Consider the following 24640-nt stretch of genomic DNA (forward strand, 5'->3'; position numbering starts at 1 on the left):
AGGGATCAGAATTCAGGTAATTGGTAATGACTGAGACAACAACAAGTAAAGTAGAGAAGTGGTCGTACCCCTTCAAAATAGAGGGAGCAGAAGCGACGGATCCGCAGCAGTATTACAAGGCGTTGGCCAAGGCCAACGACGGTTATTACCCATTGGGCAGTAATGGGCTGTGGCATGGTGGCGTGCATTTCGATGAGTCCACGGGGCTGGTGGCGCAGCAGAGCGAGGTGCGTTGCATTGCCGATGGGCAAGTGATTGCGTATCGCATTGATGAAGCTTATCCAGTCTCTGCCTACAGCGACCGTAGCACCATCGCCTCCACAGGCTTCGTACTGGTCAAGCACCAGTTGGAAGTACCCGCGCCGCCTACTCCGGCAACGGCGGCAGGTGCCACACCGGCCCCGGCTGCCGCAGGCGGGCCGACACTGGTGTTCTATAGCCTCTACATGCACCTGCTGGACATGGCTGGCTACAATGCAACGCCTGCACTGGAACGTCCCGCCTATTGGGGCGGCGACACCTACCAGGTCAGTGCCAGCGCCAACGACAAGGTGCTGGGGCTTAACGTACACGCTGCTCAGAAGAATACGCAGGGCTACGAGCAAATCCTTGCCACCTTGCCGCAAGGCACCACGGTGACCACCGGAGAGGCCAGCGCGAATGGTCAATGGCTGAAGATCGTCAGCGTTTCTCCCGAGATGAGTGGCCTGGCGGCAGACACCGGTTGGATCTACAAAGGTAATATGAGCAGCCTGGGCAACAACCAGTACCTGATCGGCAAGAAAGCCGACGACGTTCCCGCCAACCAGGCCAAGGGCCTGAACGTGCACCAGACCGCCGCCACCAGCGGGGCCATCCTGTCCGTGCTGCCGACCGGCACACAGGTGAAGATCAGCGAAGAGGGCGCCAGCGGCCAATACCGCAAACTGGTCGAGATCATCAGCGGTGAGCCGGTTCCGGCGCTCACCGCCGACGCCTCTGGCAGCCTGCCGGGTTTTGTTTGGCTGCCTTCGCTGGAGACCCGGCGCGAGCCCAAGGCCATGGGCAGCGTGGTGGTGCTCGACACACCCGTCACCATCAAGGCCGGAGCCCTGGTCGGCCACGCGGGCCAGTACCAGAATCACGATGAAGGCAGCCCACGTAACCTGGTCCACCTGGAGGTCTTCAGCTGCGACGACGTGGAGGCTTTTGTCACGCAAAGCCGCAGCAAGGCGAATGCGTTGCCGGCCAACCAGAAAAACCTGATGAAGGTGTACAAGAACACCAAACTCATCACCCACCGCGCCGACATCAGCAGTACGAACCCGCCTAAGGTCAGCGATGACGGCACGATGACCGGATATGATCTGATCATCCCCGTCAGCGTGCTTGAGGCCATGCCGGCCGATAAGAAAATCAAGGTGCCCGCCGCCACACAAGGCGGCGACACCCTGTGGTGGCACCTGGAAGGCCTGCTGGGCGACGCCCAGGGCAACCCCATCAGCGGCTGGCTGGCGGAACAGGACCTGATGACTACCCGGCACAACCCGTGGGAATGGGAAGGTTTCGAGTTCATCGAAGAAACTGTCAGCAACGCTGATCATTTGGCGGCCAACTTCCACGACCGCAATCTGTTGGACGACAGCGAAAAAGCCACCTTCCTGCCCAAGGTCAGCACCTCCACCCGCGGCCCGGCGAAAGAGCGTCTGTATAACCTTATCGACACCGACAAAGACGACAAACTTACCGCCAACGAGATTCGTGCAGCCCTGGCCAAACCCTGGTTTGCGCAATCCATTTCACAACTGGTGACCAAGTACGAGAGTGAGTGGTACTACAAGGCTGAGAAGTGGGACGCGCTGGATGAACTGATGGGGCATACGGCGGCGCAGCCTAATGTGAGTTGGGTGGCGGAGAAGAAGCGGATTGAGAAATTGGCTTGGTGGGGGGATTTGGCGGGGAAAGAGGGGATTGGTGAGGGTGGGAAAATTTGGCATTTTCATCCTGTGGGGATGCTGAGTAATTCAAAGTGTCAAGGTGGGTTTATCAATGTCGATAAATTTATCTCGGAATACGTAGCTGTTCACATGAGTTTTGATGGCGCTAATGTGGCCTTGTCTGATGTATCAAAGGTCAACATTAAAAGAATAATTGAAAATATAAATAAATATGTAGATTCTACAAAAGAAATTGTGACGGTGTATGAATTGTCTTATATGTTTGCGACCGCTAGGGTTGAGGCGTACAACTTTCTGGCACATGAGTATTTTAGTGCCGCTCCAGAAATTGGTGGGGTTGACTATTTTAATAAATATGACCCTGTCTTAGCATCAACGCAAACGCTGCGTAATCGTGCGATTAGTCACGGAAATATAACGCAAGGCGATGGTTATAAATATCGTGGTCGAGGTTTAGTGCATTTGACTTGGAAAAGTAACTACCAAAAAGCAAAGGATAAATTTGGGTTCGATTTTGTAAGCTCTCCCGAATTGGCGGCTGATTACGATAAGGCTGTGCCAATTATGATATGGGGTATGCTTGAGGGAGTGTTTTCTGGGAGAAAGCTCGGTACGTATGTTAATAATGATTCCAAAGATTATGAAGGCGCTCGAAATGTCATTAATGGTTCTGATAGGAAAGAGTTGATAGCGAGCCATGCAGTACGGTTTGAAGAGGTCTTAAAAAAATCATCAATTGCTCCTGAGGTCAGATAAATTGAAAGCGAAACTGGTATTTTTAGCGGTTGGAGTTTGTTTTTCGCTCACATCAGCGGCGGCAGTAATAAAAGTAGAAGGTGGAGCTTTTAAAAGCGATAATGGTGGCTCAGATCTTCAGTTTAGTTCGCGTAAAGAAAAAATTTCGGTTCGCAATGTGGTAGGCCCTGAGGGGGAAAACTCAAAGTTACTTGTTAAGTTTAATGGAGGGCCCGCGTTGTACTATGAAAATGTTGCGGGTAGAACGTTGTATGAGGGGTATTTTACTCTGCTTTACTCGGCAGGTAAGATAAAAATTGATTGCTTGTACGTGAATATTCGTAGTGGAATGAACGGGATTTTGATTGGTAAGGCTGTTTGTGGGTTAGATAGGGCCCTAGATGAACATTATACTGATCTTATTCCGAAGTATAGCGATACTTGGTTGTTGGACGTGGCTGGGGTCGATACAAGTGGCCTTTTAAGTAGTCCGCCTACTTCTGTCTCAGTCGTCGATGCTGCATGGTCGGATCTCAGTATTGTTCGGGTCTACGACAATGCTTCCAGTTTGGTTGATGCGTTGCCACGCGTAGAGATTAAGTCGAAAGAAGGATCGTACTTGTTTGAAGATGGTTTTTTCTATACGGTTTATAATTTGCCTGAAAAAAATACGCCAGCTTTTTTAGAACGGGCAGATAAAAAAGGGGAAGTGTCTTTTAAAAAATACGATTATGCAGCGCTCAAGGCTCTATTGGTAGCGCCCAATCCGACAAATAATCGTTAGTGGTTTGCTCAGATGTTAATGTAAGTGTAAGAGGTTGGTCGTGAGGCCATGACTAAAATCAGGAATAAACCCCTTTCTCAGAGGGCCAGCGCAACTGTTTCTCAGAAAGTTTTTGCTGATGTTGGAGTCGATTTAAGGTATCAATCGCATACCATGAGTGATGCGGTCCGGGCGACTGCCGTTCAGCAAGGATCAGGTGCGTCAATTATTGTGAGTGCGATAAATAGCCTCGAGTTAGCTCACGAAGAAACGGACAGAAAAGCAGAAAAGGGGGACGGATTTGAATGGCACTTCCTTAGTGGCTAAGCGCCTGAACTGAAAGCAAAAAATGAAGAAGGGCTGGTCTTGGCCTACGGTGATAGTTGCGAACACACACACCGACAAGCCAAGCACGCAGCCCGCCATGAATCGTAGACGTCAAATCCTCCGACAGCAACGGCAACGTATTCACCGACAGACGATGAGTTGTAATGCCTATGCCTTTTTCAATGTGCTCACGACTCCAGAACTCTTGCAGCGGGTCGAATCGGTATTGCCAGAGCATCGGGAACGGTTGTTTCCTCCGACTGAAACGCTGTTCACGTAGCGTTTGCTAATCCTGCGCCGCTTGCCTGCCGGCAAATCGACGCTGAACCTGCGCCACATCCCTGACCGCGCCGCGAGCCGCGTTCGATGTCAGCGCCGCATATGCCTGAAGCGCAGGCGACACTAGTCGCGTCCGTGCAGCTGGCTGCCAGGCTTGCACCTCCTTGGCATCCATTGAGCGGTAACGCTGGCTCAACGTCGTTTCCTCGACCATCAGCTCGACAGTACGGTTGGGAATATCAATCTTGATCACGTCCCCTGTTTCCACCAGGCCGATCAATCCACCTTCCGCCGCTTCCGGTGATACATGTCCGATGGACAGGCCGGAGCTGCCGCCTGAAAATCGCCCGTCGGTCAAAAGAGCACAGGACTTCGCCAGCGCTTTGGATTTGAGATAACTGGTGGGGTAGAGCATTTCCTGCATACCCGGGCCGCCCCTGGGGCCTTCGTAGCGGATGACCACGACATCGCCCGGCACTACCTGGTCTCCGAGGATACCGGCCACGGCCGCTTCCTGGCTTTCGAAGACCACGGCCTTGCCTTTAAACACCAACATGGAGGGATCGACGCTGGCTGTTTTGACGATACAGCCCTCCGGCGCCAGGTTGCCAAACAGCACCGCAAGGCCCCCGTCCTTGCTGAAGGCCTGTTCAGCGCATCGGATAGCGCCCGTTGACCTGTCCGTATCCAGCTCATCCCAGCGCGCTGACTGACTGAAAGCCCTCTGGGTGCGGGTATTGCCCGGCGCTGCCCGGAAAAATGTTTGCACCTGTTCGTCCGGGCGGCGAGCGATGTCCCAGCGGTCCAGCGCGTCTTTCAAGGTGGGGGCGTGGACGACAGGCAAACCCGTGTCGATCAAACCGGCACGGTCCAACTCGCCAAGGATCGCCATGATACCCCCAGCTCGATGCACGTTCTCGATGTGCACATTGCTACTGGCGGGCGCCACTTTACACAGCCACGGTACTTGGCGAGACAGCCGGTCAATGTCGGCCATGGTGAAATCCACGCCACCTTCGCGCGCAGCGGCCAATAGGTGAAGGACGGTATTGGTCGAGCCGCCCATGGCGATGTCCAGGCTCATGGCGTTTGAAAAAGCAGCTCGGTTGGCAATGTTGCGTGGCAACGCCCGCGCATCGTTCTGTTCGTACCAGCGCTTGGCTAGCTCGACGATTAGCCGCCCGCTCTGGCGAAACAATCCCTCACGCTCGACATGGGTCGCCAGCACCGTACCATTGCCCGGCAATGCCAGGCCAAGTGCTTCCGTCAGGCAATTCATCGAGTTGGCGGTGAACATGCCGGCGCACGAACCGCAGGTAGGGCAGGCAGCACGCTCGATCGCCGAGACCTCCTCGTCGCTATAGGCGTCATCGGCGGCGATCACCATTGCGTCGATCAGGTCCAGAGACTGGAGCTTGCCTTTGATCATGGCCTTCCCGGCCTCCATTGCACCACCAGAAACGAACACGGTAGGGATGTTCAGGCGCATGGCAGCCATCAGCATGCCGGGGGTGATTTTATCGCAGTTGGAGATGCACACCAGTGCATCGGCGCAATGGGCATTGACCATGTATTCAACGGCATCGGCGATCAGTTCCCGTGAGGGCAATGAATAGAGCATGCCGTCGTGGCCCATGGCGATGCCATCGTCGACGGCGATGGTATTGAACTCCTTGGCCACGCCACCGGCCTGCGCCACTTCGCCGGCGACCAGTTGGCCGAGATCCTTGAGGTGTACGTGACCTGGGACAAACTGCGTGAAGCTGTTGGCGATGGCAATGATGGGTTTGCCGAAGTCATCATCGGTCATGCCTGTGGCTCGCCAAAGGCTGCGGGCGCCGGCCATATTGCGGCCGTGGGTAGTGGTTCTCGAACGATAAGCGGGCATTGAGTCCTCCTGGGCTGACGGTATGGACTCAGGCTAACGATTGGGTAGATGATATTAAAATATATTATTTAAGGCTTATTAAGTCTTTGGAGATATAAGAAATGGATGTTCGCCAGCTCAGACACTTTGTGGCTGTCGCCCAGACCTTGCATTTCAGCCTGGCGGCGCAACGCCTGTGCATGACCCAACCACCGCTGAGTCAGTCGATCATGGCGCTGGAGCGCGAAGTCGGTGCTTCGCTGTTCGTACGCACCAAGCGCAGCGTGGCGCTGACCCCGTTCGCCGAGCAATGGCTACCTCAGGTACGGGCCGCGCTCGGCGCTATCGATGCGCTTGGTAATACGGCGCAAGCCATTCTTCGGGGTGATTCCGGCACGCTGGAACTGTCTTTTGTCAGCACCGCCGACTACAGCATTCTTCCCGTGCTGGTCCAACGATTCCGCAGCCTGTATCCAGCGGTGGAACTATCGCTGATGGAGGCCACTAGTGACCTTCAGATAGCGGCGCTGGTCGAGGGGCAGGGGCACGCAGGCATTGTGATCGCTAACCCCTGGGCCTCTATTCCCGATCGATTGGCCTACCGATCTTTGGTCGTCGAACCACTGATTGCCGCTGTGCCGGAGGCGTGGATGCTAGATGGGCGCTTGGTCGAGGTGGATGGACGGTTAGCTTCAGATGCGATGATCTCTTGCCCTTTGGTGGTATTTCCCAGGCGTGCGGCACCGGCGTTCTATGATCTGGTCACCGGCTACTACACCGCGTGCGGCGGTAGCTTGCATATTGCCCAGCATGCTATCCAGATGCAGACAATCATCAGCTTGGTATCGGCAGGCATGGGCATCGCGCTGGTGCCTGCATCGCTGCGCCACCTGGCGCGCTCGGGGGTGCGCTATCTCACGTTGGAGAATAATGCGCCGTATCTGGAAACAGGCCTGGTCTACCGCCGCGACGATACGACACCGACCCTCGCTAACTTCCTGTATATGGCCAGTCAATTGCTCGAGCTGGAAATGAGCTGATCCCAGGCAGGGCGGTTAAGCGCCGGACACGCCAGGTCGGTAACGCGATCTATTACGGAGTTGGTGCTTGTTGGCGTTGTTGGCTGTGACGCCCTGACGCGATCCAATGGCGCCAAGGTCCGCTTCCGGTCATTCGACATCAAGGCATAGACCGTTGACGATCTATAGTCGCAAGCCAATCAAAAATCGGGGATGAGTAGGCTTCTGTGCTCTTGGCTGTTGAGTCTGACTCCTCAATCAAAAAATGACTGACAGCTTGGCTTTGGGATGGTCACTCACTGCCTGGAACCTGAACAAACGGCAGGCACTCGAAGCGTCATAAGAGGCTGATGGACGCGGCAGGGAATTAGATAAAGCGTGTCGCTCAGGGGGGAGACCCGTCACTGGCTGCATCCTTGCAGCCAGTGACGAAGGGTCGTGTTACGCATTGTTCAATGCGGCTCCCGATCAAGTCGCAGTGAGTCAGGCGTGCGGATATCTCGATCATATCCACAACGAGTTTGTTATCGAGTCAAACCCGGTGCCTGAAGGCCCTATGTGTTTCCAGTTTTACTTCAGCGTTACATCAATCATCGGGGGGATGTAACCGTAGTCATACTTGGCCACCACAAAAGTCTGCTGTCCCTTGACCTTGATGCCCACCGTCGGCGCTTCGGTACCGCCGATACGCAATTGCATCCCGGTTTCGCTTTCATTGGTTGGTACGCTGTCGATGAACGAGGTCACCAGACCGTTCGGCATCACATAGTGCGAGTAGGTCTGGAATGGCTGGGAGGACGGGTTGCCCAGTACCAGGCCGGAACCGTTCAGCGGCACGTAAGGGCCGAACAACTCATCGGCTACGAAACCGTACACACCGTCCGGGCCGGTTACACCGTCGGCATAAGTGAACGTGTGGCTGATGGTGAACAGGTAGTATTTGCCATCCTGGAACAGGAAGTGCGGACGTTCGGTCTGGTCATTGACGCCCACTGCGGTCAGCAGCGGCGGTAACATTTCCCAGTCGTCTCCATCTTCGTCGAGAGCCACGGCGATGCCGACGCAGGCGGTCTGGAAGCGCGAATTACCGACGTCTTCATAGCCTGGCGGCACATCGCCGATTTCTGCCTCACCGACCGTGTGCGAACCACGCTCACCGGCCACATTACCCTCGAACAGCATGTACAGTTTGCCGTCTTTTGGGTCGCGGAACGGCCATGGATCACGGAAGCCCCAGAACGGGTTTTGCGCTTCGGTTTGGTACATTTTGCCATCAGCTTCAAACAGCGGTTTCACCTTTTCGAAGCCCACCATGCTGACACCATGTTCAGTGGTGACCACGTGACCACGTACCTTGACGATGGTCGCGCCCGGTGTAACGGCGGTGTAGTACAAATCCACATCGCCGTTATCGTTCAACAGAATCGGAGAGCCGGCCCACTCGCGAGTGGTTGGCGAAACGCCTTCGGCCATCACGCGACCACCAAACTCCCAGTCTTTACCGGTACGGGAAAACCAGAAATACATCTTTGCCCGACCGTGGCGATCGTTCCAGTCGCGGATGATGTCGTAGTTACCGTTTTGATCTTTGTATTCCGGGTCATTCGGATGACGATCCGCGGTCAAGGTGAAGATGACAGACCAGCCATCGACGGAGGCGATGTTACCGTCCATGTCGCGCAGTGGCATGGTGTCCCAGATGAACACCTCGTTGCTCAGTACCGGAAAATCCCCACTGACCAGAGGCTGGGTAGTGGTCGGATCATCCGCGTGGACTTTCAGCGCGTCGGCACGGGTCCACAGGCTGGGTTGGTTGGGAAGCTGGCCAAGTTTTTCAGTGTTGCTTTTCATCGGTAGTACCTCATCCATGAACATAGTCAAATAAATATTCGTTAATACACTGTATATGCATACAGTGAAATTACTGTAAATCAACGAATTTTCAGGATCAAGGGAAAATTCTGTTTTTTTCAAAATAAATGGATTTTTGTTGCTGGCTGATACGTTTCATCAGGTAAAAAATGGCACAAATAAGGCCTTTCAGCAGGCAGGTCTTATTTCATTTTTCCCGAAATTTCAGGCGCCAAACGCGTCCTTTCATGCCGCAGATCAGCATCGTCGGTCGATGTCGTGTACCCCAGCGAGACGATCATCTGGGCTCGGTAGGTCATATCAATTTCGAGATGGCCGTTGCCGACCAGGTGTCTATCGACGTTGAAAATGAAGAGGTCATCCTGATCAACAACGCTGCGTGTTCGATCTCGCTCCGCTGGTTGGGGGGATCGAGTAGACGTAGGCCAGGGCGTCCTCGTGATGCCTGGGTTCGGGCCGATGATCATGCAGCACGGTGACAGTGGCCGATGTCGAGCCAGTGTCCGGACCGAGGTTGTAGTGAGACAAAGCCCGGTCGGCGCCACGAGGGGCGATGGTTTCAACTGACCCTCTGTTCGATCCTGCTGGTTGAAAGGGAGCATTGATGGAGGGTTGCTTTCGAGCCAAGGTGGGCGTTGGCAGTCATGATGAAGATGCAGAAAACTCAAATGCAGCCGTTACAAAGGCGCGTTTCAATTGAAGCCATGCACCTCCTGTCGAAGCCATTGTGCTAGAACACATCATGATCGATTTTTTCATCGCTCTTCTGGAGTTCCTGGACCCTCTGGACGCTATGGCTCAAGAAGACGGGCCGTCCACATGGGTGCGACGTCATCGAAAGCTGATCAGAGTAAGGAAGGATAAAACGTGGTCGAGGAATACAATCAAGCACTCGTCATAGGTGCGGCCTGCAGCGCCATGGCTGCCGCTTTACACATAGGCGTTGTCATTGCAGGTCCTGCCGGATACCAGTTTACCGGCGCAGGAAAACGCTTTGTTCGCGCAGCGGAGGCGGGAAGAGCATTTCCGGCAATCGTCACAATTGGAATCGCGCTGATCCTCACGGTCTGGGCTCTCTATGCCCTGTCCGGCGCGTCGGTGATTAGACCGTTACCACTGTTGCGACCCGTGCTAAGCGCTATAACGCTCATTTACCTGCTTCGGGGATTCGCAGGATTTTTCATCTTGAAAAATACCGGCAGAACCACTCGATTCATTCTGATCAGCTCGGCAGTCTGCACAGGTTTTGGTATGGCCCATTTTGTCGGGCTCGTTCAAGTGTGGGGGCGGCTGGTCTAGGTACAGCTATTCCCCCATCGACGTTGGTTGTGGGCACGCTAGCTCGGCTCGAATTCGCGGCGTTGTCCGGGTTGAACCATGACGACGTCCTTCCATAATGCATCCTCTTGCTCGGTGCTTAAGGATGCACCATGACTCTCCGAGACTGAACATCTAGGGTGCGAAGAAGCGGCACGCTCAGCAGGGATTTCGCATCCTGCGACAGGCTTTTCACGAATTCCTCACATCCTGGAGCGCAGATTGACCTGACAAAAGGATTTGGCCCCATCAAACAAAAAAACCGCCATGTGCGGTTTTTTTGTTTTTGGCTTTTGATGGGGTTTGTAATGAGAGGGTTTGCGACACGCTCCATGCAGACGCATCAATAACAGGTGTTTGGCACATCAGGCGGCAACCGCCTGCCGTTGTTGCTTGAGCAACGGCACGGCGCGTACTGAGCTGCCCGGTTGCAATCGCAGGCGTTTGGCGGTCAGGCGATCGACCAGCAGGCAGTTGCCGACCATTCGGGCGCGGGCGGCGGTGATGCGGCAGTTTTCCAGGCGCTGGTTATGGATCAGCCAGAGTGGCGCATTGTCGTCTGGTGTGCCGACGATCAGGTCCAGCGACTGGCTGTCACGCACGGCACGGATTTTCGAGATCCGGGCTTCCATGACCGGACCGCCGTCGAAGATGTCGATGTAACCCTGATGGGAAAAGCCTTCGTTGCAGAGGATTCTGCGCGCCGGTTCGGCGTATTGATGGGCCTTGCCGATCACCGCCTGAGCTTGCTCGGTGAGCAGGCAGGTGTACAGCGGCTGACGTGGCATCAGCTCGGCGATGGACGACTTGTTGCCAAGCCCGGAAAGGTGATCGGCGTGGCTGAAGTCCATTTTGAAAAAATGTCGACCGAGGCTGTCCCAAAACGGCGAGCATCCGTGCTCGTCGGCGCTGCCGCGCAGTTCGGCGATCAGTTTTTCGCCGAACAAGTGTGGGAACTCGGCGACAAACAGCAATCGCGCAACTGATAACAGTCGGCCGTTATGGCCTTGACGCTGATCCGGGCGCAGGAACAACGAGCAGATTTCCGATTGGCCGGTCATTTCGTTGTTGAGGAACAAGGTCGGGATTTGTCGACGGATTCCCAGGTCTGCCGAGGTGTTGACCGTCAACCCGACACGGTAGTTGTACCAGGGCTCACGCAGCCCGACGGCACCTGCCAGGGCGCTGACGCCGATCACTTGCTGATCGTCGTCTTCGAGCACGAACAGGTAGTCGGCGTCCGCCCGTTCTACCTGCCCGACAAAGGTCCGCTGCGCCCAGCGTATGCGCAGGGTCAGACGCTCCTCGTTGGCCGGCAGCGTAGTGAACTCCGGGCCGGCGAGGCGTGCCAGCGCCAGTAACGCGGGCAGGTCGGTCATTTGAACCGGGCGCACGATCATGATGGAGCTCCTTGGGGGCGGAAGATCTGCTTCATAGCGCAATCAGCCTAACGGGGCTGCCGTTGTCCAGTTGCAAGGCGTCGAGCTGGGTGGAGTTGAGCAAGACAGGCTCCTCAAGGCTCCAGTCCAGCTCGGCGATAATTGCCCGGTAGTTTTCCAGTGCGTCATTGCTCAGCAGGTATGGCGTCTTGCCACTGCTGTGTGGGCTCAAGTGCGCAACGGCCGTGAGGGTCTGGGTGATCGAACGAATACTCGCGGTGCGCGCAAACAGCGTTGGTCCACCGTCGACGAGGTCGATGTAGCTGTTGCTCTCGAAGCCTTCGCGTTCAAGGATATCGAAGGCTTCCTGGCCGTCCGGATGAATCCGGCCAATACACGCCTGAGCGCTTTGCGGCAGCATCGGTACGTAGATCGGGTAGTGCGGCATCAACTCGGCGAGAAAACTTCGGTTTTTCAAGCCGCAGAGGCGTTCAGCCTCGACATAAGGCAGGTCAAAAAAGTGCTTGCCCAGTGCATCCCAGAATGGCGATTCACCTGCGTCGTTGCTGTAGCCGACGATTTCGGCAATCACTGCGTCGGAAAAGCGCTGAGGGTGGGCGGCGATGAACATCAGGCGGGCCCGGGAAAGCATTTGCGAAGAGGGTGTGCGCTCAAGCTCGGTGTTGAGATGAAAACCTCGCAGCAAGGTATGTGCGCGGAGGTCCTGGCATAACGACAGCGCCGGCACCCCGTGATGAATGTTCAGCTCGCGCGACTCGCTGGTGAAAGGGCGGTTGCGCAGGCTGTAGAAGGGCTCGCTGAAACCGGCGGTCGCGAGGACTTCCGAACAGCCCAGCAGCCGTTGACTGGCCAGGTCCTCCAGCACGAAGAAATAGTTCTCCGGGCCATGGCTCTTCACGTCACTGGCAAACGATGCGCAGGAAGCGAGAATCTTCTGGCGCAGGCGCTCGCTGTCGTCTGGAAACGAGGTGGCACTCTCCAGGCTGTCGCGTGCAAGTTGCTGCAACTGAGGCAGGTCGGATAACTGAACTGGACGTAAGGCCAGCATGGAGGTACTCCTGTATCAAAGAGCCTGATACCGGGGCATCAGGCTTGACTATCACTGTCGGCTTCCACGCATACAACGGCGGTCGGCTAATCACCGTCAGCGACCGCTCGACGTTTTAAACACTGTTTTTTTCAACTGTTGGACGGGTCTGGCAATACGCTGCTGGCGCCGATTCTGTTGAGGAAAAACAGGTAGACCAGGCCCGCCGCAATCCAGATGCCGCCGAGCTTTTGCGCATCGACACCCATGTTGTAGAGGATGGCGCTGACGATGATGAAGCCGATCACCGGGCAGATCAGATGGCGGATCACCTGGCCGGATTTCTGCCGGCGCCAGTAGTAGTTGATCACTGTCAGGTGCAGCAGCATGAAGCCGCTCAGGGCCCCGAAGTTGACCAGTGAAGTGAGAGTGTCCACCGAGTTGATGAACAGGTAGCAGATCAGCAGCGACAGCACCGCCACCAGGTAAATGCTGATGTGCGGGGTATTGTGCTGGGGATGTACCTTGGCCAGCACCTTGGGCAGTTTGCCGTCTCGTGCCATACCGAACAGCAAGCGCGATACCGCGGCTTGCGAGGTGATCGCCACCGCCACGCCCCAGGCCAGTGCCGTGGCCACGGCGGTGACAGTCGCCAGCCAGCTGCCGGCGGCGATTTCGGCGATTTCATAGAACGCGGTATCGGCGGACTTGAAGCCCATGCCGGCGGCCAGGTCTGTGGCGATCCAGGTCTGTACGACGAAAATCCCCCCCATGACCACCAACGTGATCAACGCGGCTTTGCCGACGCTGCGGCCCGGATCGCCTTTGATCTCTTCGGCCAGGGTCGAAATCGCATCGAAGCCGAGGAACGACAACACCGCAATCGACACTGCCTGCATGAGCAACGCGAAGTTGAAGTGCTCAGGGTTGTACAACGGTGCCAGGGTCAACTGGCCGTTACCGGCGCCACCGTGCAAGGCGGTCCAGGCGTAGAACAGGAAAATTCCCAGCACCACCAATTGCGCCAGCAGAAAGAGCATGTTCATCCGTGCGGTAAAAGTGATGCCCCGCAGGTTGACGAAGGTCGCGCTGACCAGGAAGGCGAGGATGAAACCGACCTTGGGAATGTCCGGGTACAGGTGATTCAACGCCATCGCCGCATACACGTAGAGCAGCGGCGGGATCAGCAGGTAGTCGAGCAGCATCAGCCAGCCGGCGATAAAGCCGACATGCGGGTTCAGCCCGCGTTGAGCATAGGAGTAGACCGAGCCGGCGATCGGGAAGGCCCGCGCCATGCTGCCGTAACTCAAGGCGGTGAACAGCATCGCCACCATGCCGATGATGTAGGCCAGCGGCACCATGCCGGGGGCCTCCTGGTTGACGTAGCCATAGACGCCGAACGGGGCGATGGGGATCATGAAAATCATCCCGTAAATCACCAGGTCGGTCAGCGACAGGCTGCGTTTCAACTCTTGCTTGTAGCCGAATTCTTCTATTTCCATGAAGCAGTTCTCCTTGTAAGCCACTATGGCAATGTGTTTGAACCAGGCAGGTAAAAACACGCTACAGCGTTGGTTATCGTTGTTTTACCGGTACAACCCTCCGTTTTTTTTCAGCTTGAAACTGTTCGCTTGAGGCCTCGGCTTTACAGCAACGGCGCCAGGTAATCGCTCCAGGTCTGGACCGCCAGCCGATTGCGCAACAGGTCGTTGCGCACCTCGATCAGCACCGAGTCGATGCCACGGGCGTCGCCGTGAACCGGCACCGTCATGTCGGTCGCAGGGTTGATTTTGTAGGGCTGATTACCGGCGACCCGCAGTGGATGCCTGGCCAACCCGTCGACCAACCGGCTTGCATAATCCTCGGCCCGCCCATACAGCACGCCGGCTTCCAGCGCTCGGGGCTGGCCGAAGTAGATTGGCGTGAAGCTGTGAATGCCCACCACCCGTACCGTGCGGCCCTCGGCCACGCGGGTATCGATCAGTTCGCCAAGGCGTGTGTGAAATGGTGTGAACAGGCACCGGCGTCGGTAGTCGCGGGTCGCATCGTCGAGATTCTGATTGCCCGGCACCGGATAAATTTCGCTCTTGGTCGGGATGCTGTCCGGCGCCTGCAACGGACGGTTGAGGTCGATCAGCAGGCGCGAGTAGTTGGCCGCCAGCAGGGTCGCGCCGAGAGCTTTGGACAGGCTCTCGGCGAGCGCCAGCGCACCGATGTCCCAGGCAATGTGCTCGTGTGTGGCATCGCCGCTCAATCCCAGATCGTTCAAGGCGCTCGGGATGTAGCGGCTGGCATGTTCACACACCAGAATCAGCGGGTGCTCGGACGCTTCCCGGCTCAGGCTGTAAGCCGGCTCGGTGTAGAGTCCAAACTCGGCGGACTCAGTAGAGGCGTGCATAGTGCTCACACAGTTGAGCGGGCGACAGGTGCTGGGTCAAGGCAAGTTCCTCGGTTTTAACGGCGAAGTAGGTGTCGAGCAGCGCGCCCGGCAAGGCTTCAAGCAAGGCCTCGCTGCCCCGCAAGTGGCTCAGGGCCTGCGCGAGTGACGCCGGCAGGGCAACGATGCCACGGTGCTGGCGTTGTTCTTCATTCAGCGAGTCCGGGACTTCATCGGTGATCGCGTGCAGCGCCAGGCGTTGCTCGATGCCCAGTCGGCCGGCAATCAGCACGGCGGCCATCGCCAGATGGGGGGAGGACGTGGCGTCCATGGCGCGGAATTCGAGGTTGTATTGCGCGGCCTCGGATTTGCCGCCCAGGCTCACGGTCGGGCAGATCCGCAGAGAGGCTTCACGGTTGCGTTGACCCAGGCATGCATATGACGCACTCCAGTGATGCGGTTGCAGGCGCTCATAGGAAATCGGTGTCGGCGCGGTCAAGGCGCAGAGGGCCGGCAAGTAGTGCAACACGCCCGCGGACCAGTGCTGGCCAAGGGGCGACAGGCCGTTGGCGGTCCCGGCGTCATACAGCACCGGATGGCCGGACAGGTCGTGCAGGCTCAGGTGCAGGTGCACGCCATTGCATACCGCGTGCTCCGAGGTCTTGGGCGCAAAGCTCAGGTTCAGTCCCATCTGCCGGGCGATCTCGCGGGTAATCTCGCGCACGTTGACCGCACGGTCGGCCGCTGCGACGCCCAGGGTCGGTCGGCAGGTGATTTCGTATTGGTGTTTGCCATATTCGGGCAGGAACATTTCCGGCTCGACCCCACCTGCGCGCAAGGCGCTGAGTAGCCAGCCACCGAACGTTGCGCCTTGACGCTGAGCCTCTAGCGAAAACGCCAGATGTTCAGCCTGGACGCTGTCGGTGGTGAGGTTGAATTCGTGCTCGAAGGCCGAAGTGATCTGCAGCCCAAGTTCATCGTGGTAGCGCTGTACTTCGTTGCGCAGCAGCGTGCGCGGGCAGGTAGCCCATGGACGGCCATCGGTTTCGCAGATGTCGCCATGGATGAAATCCAGGGCCGGCGCACTGGCATCGGGACCGTTGCTGACCGTCACGCGACTGCTCAGGTCGGGGATCAGCCGCAAGTCACCGTAGGCCCCCCACGGATTGCTGGCGGCGATGATGTCTTGCGGGGTCAGCGCGCTGTTGGCCGGGACCCAACCGCAACCAGCGGTCTTGTAGTGCTCCAGTTCATCGGTCGGAAACGACCGGCCACGGGTCACGCCGATCAGGTCCGTGGTGACGATGGTGGTCATTGCCACGGGCGTCAGAGGCTCACCGCTGTTGGCGCGGCTCATGCCTGCAACGCCTGCAAACGATCGAGTACGGTTTGCGTATCGGTGATCCAGCAATAGCCCTTGATCGCGCTCAGGCATGCCAGATGGCGTTGCTCGGTATAGGTTGCGCAGGCGTCTTCGACCAACGTCACCAGATAGCCGCGGTCAGCCGCATCGCGCACGGCCATGTCGACACACTGGTCGGTGACGATGCCGGCAATGATCAGATGGCGGGTTTGCAGGTTACGCAGCACGTAGTCGATGTTGGTCGAGTTGAACACCCCGGAGGAGGTCTTGGGCAAGACGATTTCATTTTCGACCGGTGTCAGCGCTTCAATGATGGCGGCTTGCGGGCTGCCTTTTGGCAGGTGCATCTGCGACAGTTTGTGGTCCAGCGAGCGGTCGCGCCCGTCGGCGGTGAGGCTTTCGATGATCGTGTGCAGAACGTTCTGCCGAGCCGTGCGCACGGCGGCCAGCAACCTGAGTTGGTTGGGAATCACCTGTTGACGGGTGCGGTCGAGGAAGTACCTGGCGTCCGGCCCTTGCAGATGCGGGTCGAACTGCGGCTCAAGCCAGGCGCGTTGCATGTCCACCAGCAGTAGCGCGGTTCGGTTGGTAGTAAACGGCAGGTCACGGGGCGAGTGATGGGGGAGCATAAACATCCTTATTTTTCCTCCAGCAGGTGAGTGGTGAAATCGTTTCGTAGTGCGTCGATGCCTTCCAGTCGCTCGGCAAGATCGGGGCAACGCAGCGTCAGGCAGGCAATCAAGGCTTCGACCTGGGCCAGTGCCGGCACCAAGGTGTCGAAGGCCGATACCGACTCCACGGGCGCGGTGATCACCAGGTTGGCCATCTCGCGCAGCGGCGAGGCGTAGATGTCGGTAAACAGCACGACGCGTGCATGCCGGTTCTTGGCCGCGCTGGCGACACGCAGAGCCTGGGATTGATAACGTCGATAATCGAACAGCAGCACCACGTCCTGACGTTGCACATCGAACAGGCGATCAGGCAGTTGCGCGTTGTCTTCCAAGGCAAAGCAGCCCGCACGCAACAAGCGCAAATGATTGAGCAGGTAGTGGGCGAGGAAGCTGCTGAAGCGTCCGCCGAAGCAATGCACTTGATGCCGTGTATCGAGCAGCCACTCCACCAGAATGCGCACATCTTCGGGTTGAGTCAGGGCCTGGGTTTCGAGCAGGGTACTGTGACTGTCCGCCAGGTAATGACTCCAGACGTCGTCTTGCTTGAGGTGTGAGCGCGGTCGCAACAACGTGCTGGGCGAGCGCAGGCGGTGATCCATGTCGCTGAGAAGCGCGTCCTGAAAGTCGGCATAGCCACCGAAGCCGAGTTTTTTCACCAGGCGCACAATAGTCGGATCGCTGACGCCGGCGTGCTCGGACAGACGCGACATCGGGCCCAGCCCGCTACGCGGGTAGTGGTCCAGCAATGCACGTATGACTTTGCGTTCCGACGGCGTGAGGTCCAGGCCGGGATCGGTGATCCGGTCTCTAAGTGAGGGCATCCGAGCTCCTGCTAGAGGGGGAGGGTGTCGTTTTTATTTCATGATTGGCTAAATAAATACTTATGTAATTTATGCTACATGTCTAGCGGGTTTTTTCATGTGCCTGACCTGAAAAGCACCGAAATGGGGTGGAAGTCTTGTTGGGTAAGGCCTGCGTGGGGTTTGCTTATCTGCGAGCGCTATATCACCGATCCGACTTATCGCTTCGTCGAGGCCCATCGCCTGAGCGAGGGCGCGGTTCAAATCTACAACGCCAGCGTTGTAGATTTGAACCGCGACAAGCAACAGATTTGAGGTGATTCTCTGCATCTGCATCTGCATCTGCATCTGCATCTGCAGCGTCCAGGCCTTGGCGGCTCGGTACAAGGTCACACAACCCAGCCGGGTAGAAAAATCGGGTTCAGGGCCCCCCAGCAGTACCCCGGTGCAATCATGCTGATTACCCTGATCGTCACCAGTACCCCGGTTTTTTGCATCATGCTGGGGTTTATGCTGCGTTCGGCAACCGTGACTGTCTGGCATCTGTTGTGCGCAGCCCTGGGCATTGGTGAGGCGATGATGCTGCTGCTACCCAGTGCGGCGCTTCCGGAGGGCTCGTCACGGTTTTGGTTGGGCGCAGCCATTGGGGTTCCAGTGAGCTATGCGCTTTACAACCTGTACGTCGCCTGGTCGGTGTTGTTGCTCGATGAGCAGATCACGCCGTGGATGAATGTGAGCATCAGTGCGATTGTTCTGTCGCTATTCTTGTGTCTGGTCGGGGATCGAAGTCAGGCACGAAGGGCATCACTGAGCGAAGCCTGAGCCAATCAGTGGAGTCTTGGCCCTACGCCCACTCGTTTTGCGGTGGGCAACCGAGAACCTGGAAAGCATCGACCTTGCATCGCAATGCGGGTGCCGCAATGTGTCAGTTAGGGCGCCATTACGGCCAAGGCCGGCTCCTACAGGATGTTATCCCGATGTTGATTTTGGGCTGATTTTTTTCGTGGTTCGAATTCAGGCTTCGCTCTATGCAGTGAGGGTAGGAGTCCGCTGAGAGCTTGGCGTTGGTACTCGCTGACAGCTGTGAACAGTGCTTCTGCTTCGAGACGCAGCCTCCGCACTTCATCTGCTGATTGCGTTCCCTGCGCTTCGTGGTACTGCCGCAGCACATCCAGCGCCTGTGTCATCAAGGGTTCACCCTCTTTGATTTTGTCGATCAGGCTCTGGCCAGCGCTGAAATGGTTATCGTTGCTCATCGAACTACTCCATCCCGATTGAGGATCAACGCAGTATAGGCTGTCCCACACGACAACCCTGCACGTCCATCATGAAGCTGAGGCGAAAAAATGCCTTGCCCAAGGTGGCACCTTGCACCTGGTTACACCAAGGGCTACCAAGCCCCGTCACTGATGTGCAGTGGCGGCTTGAGGATAGTCATCGACGTTAGCAGCGGAATGTGATGGGTGGTCTACAATTGAGATTCAAAATATCAACTCGCAAGACGCTTTCATCATGATGTAGGGGGTGTTGATATGTCGGTGATTTTGGAGTTGGCACTGTGGCGGTGCGGATAAAATGGATTTGCATGAAGGGGGTGTGAATAGTTCGGTCGCTACCGGCGAGCCGCCTGACGCTATCCATATTGTAGTTAAGCTTTATGTCTGCTTGCTGCTCGCAGGGTTTGCGTTTGTTCCGGCCTATCTGATTGGCTACTTGTACGTCTTCCAGGATCCGACCCTTATATTCGAGGACCACACGTTCCATATCATTGCGATCACGGCCGCCACCCTGGAAGGGCTGTTTGTTACTTACGTAACCTGGTGCTGCTATCAGTCATCGGGAGATCCGCTGCTGCGCTGGATGACATTGGGCTTTCTCGGGTTTGTGATGATCTATGCCTTGCATGGGGCGTTCACCGGGCTCGCTCACTCCCATCTCTGGCTCTTCCTGCTTTACGGACCGGCCTCTCGACTGGTCATGGCAATTCTGCTGTTGATCGGCATGCTGTCGTACCATCAACCACCTGACGCCGCTGCCCAACGCACAAAGCTCCGCCCGTGGTTGACCTGGATAGGGCTGTTCCTGCTGGTTGACCTGGCGGTGGCACTCGTTGCGAATTCGCAGGTTGCGGGACATCCCGCAGTACGCCTCGCGCTGGAAGGTGGGGCCCTGTTTTTTTCCGCCGTGAATGTGGCAGTGCTGCTGTTGCGTCGTTTCCGTTCGCCGCTGATGGTGATTTTTGCCATCTCGGTTACCGCGTTCGCGTTGTCATCTCTTGCGTTCATCCTAGGGCGTCCCTGGAACCATATGTGGTGGCTCGCCCATGCGATCTTCGCTGCTGGATTCTTCCTGTTGAGCTATGGGGTCGCGCAAGCGTTCCTCTCCACTCGGTCGTTCTCGAAGATTTACAGTCAAGGGGAGTTGATGGTGCGTCTTGCCGAGTCAATGGCCTACGCTGAAAATGCCCTGCAGGAGCTCCAGCGCACCAATCGGGAACTCGGCCACCTTGCCGCGACCGATCCACTGACGGGTGCTGACAATCGGCGTCGTTTCATGGAGCGGGTCGATGCCGAAATTGACCGGGCTAAGCGCGGTGACGTTCCGTTCTCGGTGTTGGCGCTCGACCTGGACAACTTCAAGTCCATCAATGACCGCTTTGGGCATCAGGTTGGCGATGACATCCTCAAGAGGTTCGTGCAGGAGTGTCTCGAATCGATCCGGCCGTACGACGGCGTAGCCCGAGTGGGTGGGGAAGAGTTCATGATATTGCTGCCCCAGACTCCACTCGAAGGCGCACACGTAATCGCTGAGCGTCTGCGGAACACCATTGCAACGACTTCTTTCAACATCAGCCAGCAACGGCTGACCACGGTCACAGTGAGCATCGGCGTATCGCAATACGGACGAGACGGGGACTCCATCGAAGACATTCTGCATGTAGCCGATCAACGCCTATACGACGCGAAACACCAAGGTCGTAACTGTGTCGTCACTGCCATCAAAACCATCCTGCAACCTCAGCCCTGATACTACTGCGCCATCGAAACGGTGCCGGTTATCGGTACATTTCACGGGGAGGGCGAACAGGCTGTGTTCGACGAGATCGTCAGGCTTGAGGCTACCGACCCAGGTATCGCTTTTTGGGGGCTTCCAGCGCCGGCTGACTCCGATCTGCAAACTGAAAATCGCCCATTGCTCGTTCTACGGCGGGCAGCTGAGAACCTGGCAAGCTCGACAATGCATGCACTGCTTTAAGGCTTGGCACTGATGCTCAAGGGTGTCCTGCAACAGAGGACCTGAGCCAGAAGCGACAAAACGGGAAGCCGGGCTCCCCGCTTCTGCGCAGGGTGTTGTCAGCTGCTGACGCTGAGCGCTTGCTCATCCAGCACCGAGTCCATCTTCAGCTGTGCCAGCTCAATCAGATGCACGACACCCATCGCCACCTTGCGGTTCGAACCGGTTCAAGGTTCAACGCAGTATAGGCGCCCCCGCGCAGTTACTTGGGGGGCTGATCAACGGGAGCTCCTATGCTGACTGGCAGAATTCGGCTAGACGCGGAAGTCGGTCGACATGCCCTCTAGTGACTTGTGATAGATCGCAATACGATCTGATCGACCGCTCTGCTACCCATCAAGCGCCTGCGTTCAATAACATAACTTGAACGCTTACCCTATGTTCAAAAGTCTCAGGCAATAGCACCAGGGACATTTGTTCCCATGCCCGATGGCAGGAACGGTCGTATTTCGTCAATTTCCGCGGTGCTTAGGTGCAACTCCGAGGCTGCAATCAGCCCGTCTACTTGTGCGGGACGGCGGGCGCCGACAATGGCACCTGTTACCACCGGTTTGCGAAGTGCCCAAGCGATAGCGACCGCAGCAGCACTCACCCCGCGCCTTTTTCCAATGCGCGCCATGACGTCAACCAATGCCAGGTTTGCACTCAAGCGGGGCTCCTGGAAGTCAGCACTGCGGGCCTTGCGCCAGTCGTCCTCGGGCAGTTGCGAGATGCGTTCGCGCGTCATACTGCCGGACAGCAGCCCCGATTGAAGCGTGGAATAAGCAAGGACACCCATCCCGGTCTGCTCGCAGAATGGCAAGACGTCTTTCTCGATGTCCCGCATCAAGGCAGAATATGGCGGCTGGAGTGAAACAATCTCTGTCACCGCCTGCGCCCGCTTGAGTTGAGCGACATCGAAGTTCGATGCACCAATAGCGCGAATTTTTCCTTGATCGCGTGCGGCTGCCAAAACCGAAAGCGCCATTTCAATACCTTCACTGCTTGCGTCTGCAGGAAAAGCAGGCCAGTGGATCTGATAAAGATCGATGGTCTCGACTTGAAGTCGACGCAAGCTTGCGTCGATCTCGGCGAGCAAGCTCTGGGGGGGCAGTGAGTGTGAAATCTCCTTCGTGATCGGGTCCCAGACCAAGCTGCCTTTGGTGAACACCAAAGGGTGCCGCGAGGCTGGCAGCCGGCTGAGCAATTTCCCCACTAATTGCTCCGCATGGCCCAAGCCATAAACCGCAGCGGTATCAATCCAGTTCACCCCACGTTCTACGGCATATTCAAGTGCGCCCAGGCTGTCCTTGTCGTCCTGCGCTCCCCAACTGTACTCCCAGCCGGTGCCGGCGATTGCCCATGTCCCCAGGCCAATAGGCGAAATCAGAAAGTCCGATGATCCAAGACGTCTCTTTTGCATAGCAACCTCTCCATAAGTGATGTGAGAAGTATCCGAGAGAGATCTCATGACGATAAGATAGATAATCGTATTTGAACTGCTGAAAAATATTCATGAGTAATCGCCCTGATCTCTCAGAGCTCGATGCCTTTGCCGCCGTCGCTCGCCATCGCAGCTTTCGCAAGGCCGCCGACGAGCGTGGTGTTTCGGCTTCTGCGCTGAGTCATGCGATGCGTGCGTTGGAGGCACGGCTGGGCATCAGACTGTTGAACCGAACCACTCGTAGCGTGACTCCGACCGAGGCCGGCCAGCAGCTATTGGCGACATTGGTCCCAACCCTGCACCAGGTTGCCGGTGCATTGGCGCAATTGACCTCGATGCAGGAAGTGCCCGCGGGTAAACTTCGCCTCAATGTGGCGCGTCCAGCGGCTCGCATCGTGTTTGCGCAAGTGCTCGCGCCCTTCGTGGACAGGTACCCACGTATTCAGTTGGACCTGATCACCGATGATGGATTGACCGATATTGTGAGCGGTGGGTTTGATGCGGGCGTCCGCTTTGGTGAAAGCCTGGCTGGCGATATGATTGCGGTCCCTGTCGGCGCACCTCAATCGTTCGTGACCGTTGCTGCGGATGCCTATCTGGCCGCGAAGGGGATCGCGCACGCCCCCCGCGACTTACTCGAACATGCCTGCATTGCCAGACGTTTTCCCAGTGGCAAGCTATACGCTTGGGAGTATCAAGCAGACAGTCAACCGATACGTTTGTCCGTCACAGGCCCGCTCATTCTGGAAGACGATGCGCTGATGATCCAGGCGGCGAAAGATGGTGCCGGTATTGCCTACGTCTACGAGGAGCTGGCACGCGACGATATCCGGAACGGACATCTCAGAGAGATACTCCAGGAATGGAAAGCACCGCCAAGCCGATTCTTTCTTTACTACTCCAGCCGGCGCCATGTGCCACCGGCCTTGAAAGCACTCATCGAATTCATCAGGGCGGATGACGTGAAAACCTGATTCAGAACCACCGCGACCGGCAGTTGTGGCTCGAGTGGTGTTCGATGCACTTTGGTATGAAATTCAGGATCACTGACCAACGTCTCCAATGCATAGGTAGCCAGGCCGGGGCGATTCAGGCGTACGCTTGCATTTCGACAACCCGGCCGGAGCGATTTCCCCTATTTCTGGCTAAGGGCTGCGATCGAAAGCCCGGAGACAACGAAGGTGAAGCCCGCACCCAGGTTAAGCCCGTTGACCACCTTTGGCCGGTGCTGAAGCCACGACGAGAGACGGGTTGCAAAAATTCCCATGAGTGCAAAGCCCAGTGCGGTCAACGCAGCGAACCAGGCGCCGTACACCATCATTTGCACGGTGACTGAGCCTAACTTCGGGTTGACGAACTGTGGAATGAACGCGAGCACAAAGAGGCCCGGTTTCGGGTTCAGTGCTGCGGACAGAAAACCGGTGAGGAATATTTTTTTCAGGGGCTGGCGCGCGGTGGGCTGGAAATTGATAAGGCTTCGAGAGCGCAAGACTTTGATGCCCAGCCATAGCAGGTAGCTGGCCCCGATGACCTTGACGACCCAGAACGCCAGTGCTGAAGTCTGCATCAAGAGAGTCAATCCCAGGGAGGCAGTTGTTGTGTGAAACAGGATGCCGGTGCCTGAGGCCATGCCAGAAACTGATGCAGCCATACGACCCTGGCTGAGCCCCCTGGCGATTGCCAGCAGGTTGTCCGGCCCTGGTGAGATAACCAGTAACAGACAGGCCGCGGTATAGGTCAGCCAAATATCCAGTGGGAACACAATCATTCTCCTTTTGTGTCTTGGGGGAATTCCGATGCCATTCGGGATTCAAAAGTCATGCCGGGCGTATGGTGTTTTGATTCTGCGCGACCTAACACTATATTGCGTTTTTTATCTCGGCTCGTGTGAGAGATGCAGTTCTTTTTCCCTCTGCCTAGCTTCGACTACAGAAAAGCTGAAACCTGCCTATGAAAAAAGTGAATGGATTGCGCGCGGCCGAGGCTTGAGAGTGGCTGCTTTACTGTCAATCAGGCGAATGTTCATGGATGCAAACACGGAAACAATAAAGGCGCAGCCCGCGAAGTCGAACTTTGGTAAAGGGATCATCTCACACAGGCGCACCATCAGCCTGTACCTCAAGGTAACGTTTTGCACATCACTCAATCGACTTACTGCCCAATAGAAAC

At 56.7% G+C, this 24640-nt stretch carries 20 protein-coding genes and 1 pseudogene; 9 read left to right on the forward strand and 12 right to left on the reverse strand.

Annotated features, from left to right (window positions below; translation table 11 throughout):
- The first annotated feature begins 26 nt into the window (after nucleotides 1–26).
- The 3 genes and pseudogenes from M5C56_RS30260 to M5C56_RS30270 all read left to right on the forward strand — a co-directional run.
- Nucleotides 27–2693: a hypothetical protein gene (locus M5C56_RS30260; RefSeq protein WP_103498141.1), complete on the forward strand. Its 2667-nt coding sequence runs from the start codon at nucleotides 27–29 to the stop codon at nucleotides 2691–2693.
- Nucleotide 2694: 1 nt separating this feature from the next.
- Entirely contained in the window at nucleotides 2695–3456 is a 762-nt protein-coding gene (locus M5C56_RS30265; protein WP_247263433.1) for a hypothetical protein, read from the forward strand.
- 403 nt (nucleotides 3457–3859) lie between these two features.
- Nucleotides 3860–4033 (forward strand): annotated as a pseudogene (locus M5C56_RS30270) (IS4 family transposase); the annotation flags it as partial.
- A gap of 15 nt (nucleotides 4034–4048) precedes the next feature.
- On the opposite strand, the gene ilvD reads toward M5C56_RS30270, so the two are convergent.
- Complete coding sequence (gene ilvD / locus M5C56_RS30275; protein WP_103498142.1) at nucleotides 4049–5929, reverse strand: dihydroxy-acid dehydratase; 1881 nt, start codon at nucleotides 5927–5929, stop codon at nucleotides 4049–4051.
- 101 nt (nucleotides 5930–6030) lie between these two features.
- On the opposite strand from ilvD, the gene M5C56_RS30280 reads away from it, so the two are divergent.
- Nucleotides 6031–6948: a LysR family transcriptional regulator gene (locus tag M5C56_RS30280; RefSeq protein WP_103498143.1), complete on the forward strand. Its 918-nt coding sequence runs from the start codon at nucleotides 6031–6033 to the stop codon at nucleotides 6946–6948.
- A 549-nt stretch (nucleotides 6949–7497) separates the two neighbouring features.
- Here M5C56_RS30280 and M5C56_RS30285 read toward each other — a convergent pair.
- A complete protein-coding gene (locus M5C56_RS30285) occupies nucleotides 7498–8778 on the reverse strand; it encodes a glycoside hydrolase family 68 protein (protein ID WP_103498144.1) in 1281 nt (426 codons plus the stop codon).
- Between the two features lie 888 nt (nucleotides 8779–9666).
- On the opposite strand from M5C56_RS30285, the gene M5C56_RS30290 reads away from it, so the two are divergent.
- Entirely contained in the window at nucleotides 9667–10098 is a 432-nt protein-coding gene (locus M5C56_RS30290) for a hypothetical protein (RefSeq protein ID WP_247263432.1), read from the forward strand.
- Between the two features lie 383 nt (nucleotides 10099–10481).
- Here the strand turns inward: M5C56_RS30290 and astA are convergent, their stop codons facing one another.
- The 7 genes from astA to M5C56_RS30325 form a co-directional block, all read right to left on the reverse strand.
- The gene (astA, locus tag M5C56_RS30295) at nucleotides 10482–11516 is read right to left on the reverse strand and encodes an arginine N-succinyltransferase (RefSeq protein ID WP_103497524.1); all 1035 of its coding nucleotides are present in this window, start codon (nucleotides 11514–11516) and stop codon (nucleotides 10482–10484) included.
- Nucleotides 11517–11547: 31 nt separating this feature from the next.
- On the reverse strand, nucleotides 11548–12564 hold the full coding sequence (locus M5C56_RS30300) for an arginine N-succinyltransferase (protein ID WP_103497523.1): 1017 nt from the start codon (nucleotides 12562–12564) through the stop codon (nucleotides 11548–11550).
- A gap of 131 nt (nucleotides 12565–12695) precedes the next feature.
- Nucleotides 12696–14045, reverse strand: coding sequence for an APC family permease (locus tag M5C56_RS30305; RefSeq protein ID WP_103497522.1), 1350 nt, complete (start codon nucleotides 14043–14045; stop codon nucleotides 12696–12698).
- 143 nt (nucleotides 14046–14188) lie between these two features.
- Nucleotides 14189–14941, reverse strand: coding sequence for an N-formylglutamate amidohydrolase (locus M5C56_RS30310; RefSeq protein WP_103497521.1), 753 nt, complete (start codon nucleotides 14939–14941; stop codon nucleotides 14189–14191).
- A complete protein-coding gene (locus M5C56_RS30315; protein WP_103497520.1) occupies nucleotides 14925–16277 on the reverse strand; it encodes a glutamine synthetase family protein in 1353 nt (450 codons plus the stop codon). Before M5C56_RS30315 ends, M5C56_RS30310 begins: the two co-directional genes overlap by 17 nt.
- Nucleotides 16274–16918, reverse strand: coding sequence for an isochorismatase family cysteine hydrolase (locus M5C56_RS30320; protein ID WP_103497519.1), 645 nt, complete (start codon nucleotides 16916–16918; stop codon nucleotides 16274–16276). The genes M5C56_RS30315 and M5C56_RS30320 overlap by 4 nt, the downstream gene beginning before the upstream one ends.
- A gap of 2 nt (nucleotides 16919–16920) precedes the next feature.
- Nucleotides 16921–17775 carry a MurR/RpiR family transcriptional regulator gene (locus M5C56_RS30325; protein ID WP_103497518.1) on the reverse strand — a complete coding sequence of 285 codons (855 nt, stop codon included), beginning with the start codon at nucleotides 17773–17775 and terminating at the stop codon, nucleotides 16921–16923.
- Between the two features lie 99 nt (nucleotides 17776–17874).
- Between M5C56_RS30325 and M5C56_RS30330 the strand changes: the two genes are divergently transcribed.
- Together M5C56_RS30330 and M5C56_RS30335 are read left to right on the forward strand one after the other, a co-directional pair.
- Nucleotides 17875–18069, forward strand: coding sequence for a hypothetical protein (locus M5C56_RS30330; RefSeq protein WP_247263431.1), 195 nt, complete (start codon nucleotides 17875–17877; stop codon nucleotides 18067–18069).
- 138 nt (nucleotides 18070–18207) lie between these two features.
- Complete coding sequence (locus M5C56_RS30335) at nucleotides 18208–18576, forward strand: hypothetical protein (RefSeq protein ID WP_103497517.1); 369 nt, start codon at nucleotides 18208–18210, stop codon at nucleotides 18574–18576.
- 137 nt (nucleotides 18577–18713) lie between these two features.
- On the opposite strand, the gene M5C56_RS30340 is transcribed toward M5C56_RS30335, so the two are convergent.
- A complete protein-coding gene (locus tag M5C56_RS30340) occupies nucleotides 18714–19010 on the reverse strand; it encodes a hypothetical protein (RefSeq protein ID WP_247263430.1) in 297 nt (98 codons plus the stop codon).
- 340 nt (nucleotides 19011–19350) lie between these two features.
- Here M5C56_RS30340 and M5C56_RS30345 point away from each other — a divergent pair, with 340 nt between their 5' ends.
- Complete coding sequence (locus M5C56_RS30345; RefSeq protein ID WP_103497527.1) at nucleotides 19351–20781, forward strand: GGDEF domain-containing protein; 1431 nt, start codon at nucleotides 19351–19353, stop codon at nucleotides 20779–20781.
- A 658-nt stretch (nucleotides 20782–21439) separates the two neighbouring features.
- Here M5C56_RS30345 and M5C56_RS30350 read toward each other — a convergent pair.
- Nucleotides 21440–22450, reverse strand: a complete 1011-nt coding sequence (locus tag M5C56_RS30350; protein ID WP_103497516.1) for an aldo/keto reductase — start codon at nucleotides 22448–22450, stop codon at nucleotides 21440–21442.
- Nucleotides 22451–22542: 92 nt separating this feature from the next.
- Between M5C56_RS30350 and M5C56_RS30355 the strand changes: the two genes are divergently transcribed.
- Complete coding sequence (locus M5C56_RS30355) at nucleotides 22543–23445, forward strand: LysR family transcriptional regulator (RefSeq protein ID WP_103497515.1); 903 nt, start codon at nucleotides 22543–22545, stop codon at nucleotides 23443–23445.
- Between the two features lie 161 nt (nucleotides 23446–23606).
- On the opposite strand, the gene M5C56_RS30360 is transcribed toward M5C56_RS30355, so the two are convergent.
- The gene (locus M5C56_RS30360) at nucleotides 23607–24233 is read right to left on the reverse strand and encodes a LysE family translocator (RefSeq protein WP_103497526.1); all 627 of its coding nucleotides are present in this window, start codon (nucleotides 24231–24233) and stop codon (nucleotides 23607–23609) included.
- Nucleotides 24234–24640 lie beyond the last annotated feature (407 nt).

The organism is Pseudomonas sp. MWU13-2862 (genome assembly GCF_023242495.1).
GTDB classification, from domain to species: domain Bacteria; phylum Pseudomonadota; class Gammaproteobacteria; order Pseudomonadales; family Pseudomonadaceae; genus Aquipseudomonas; species Aquipseudomonas gingeri_D.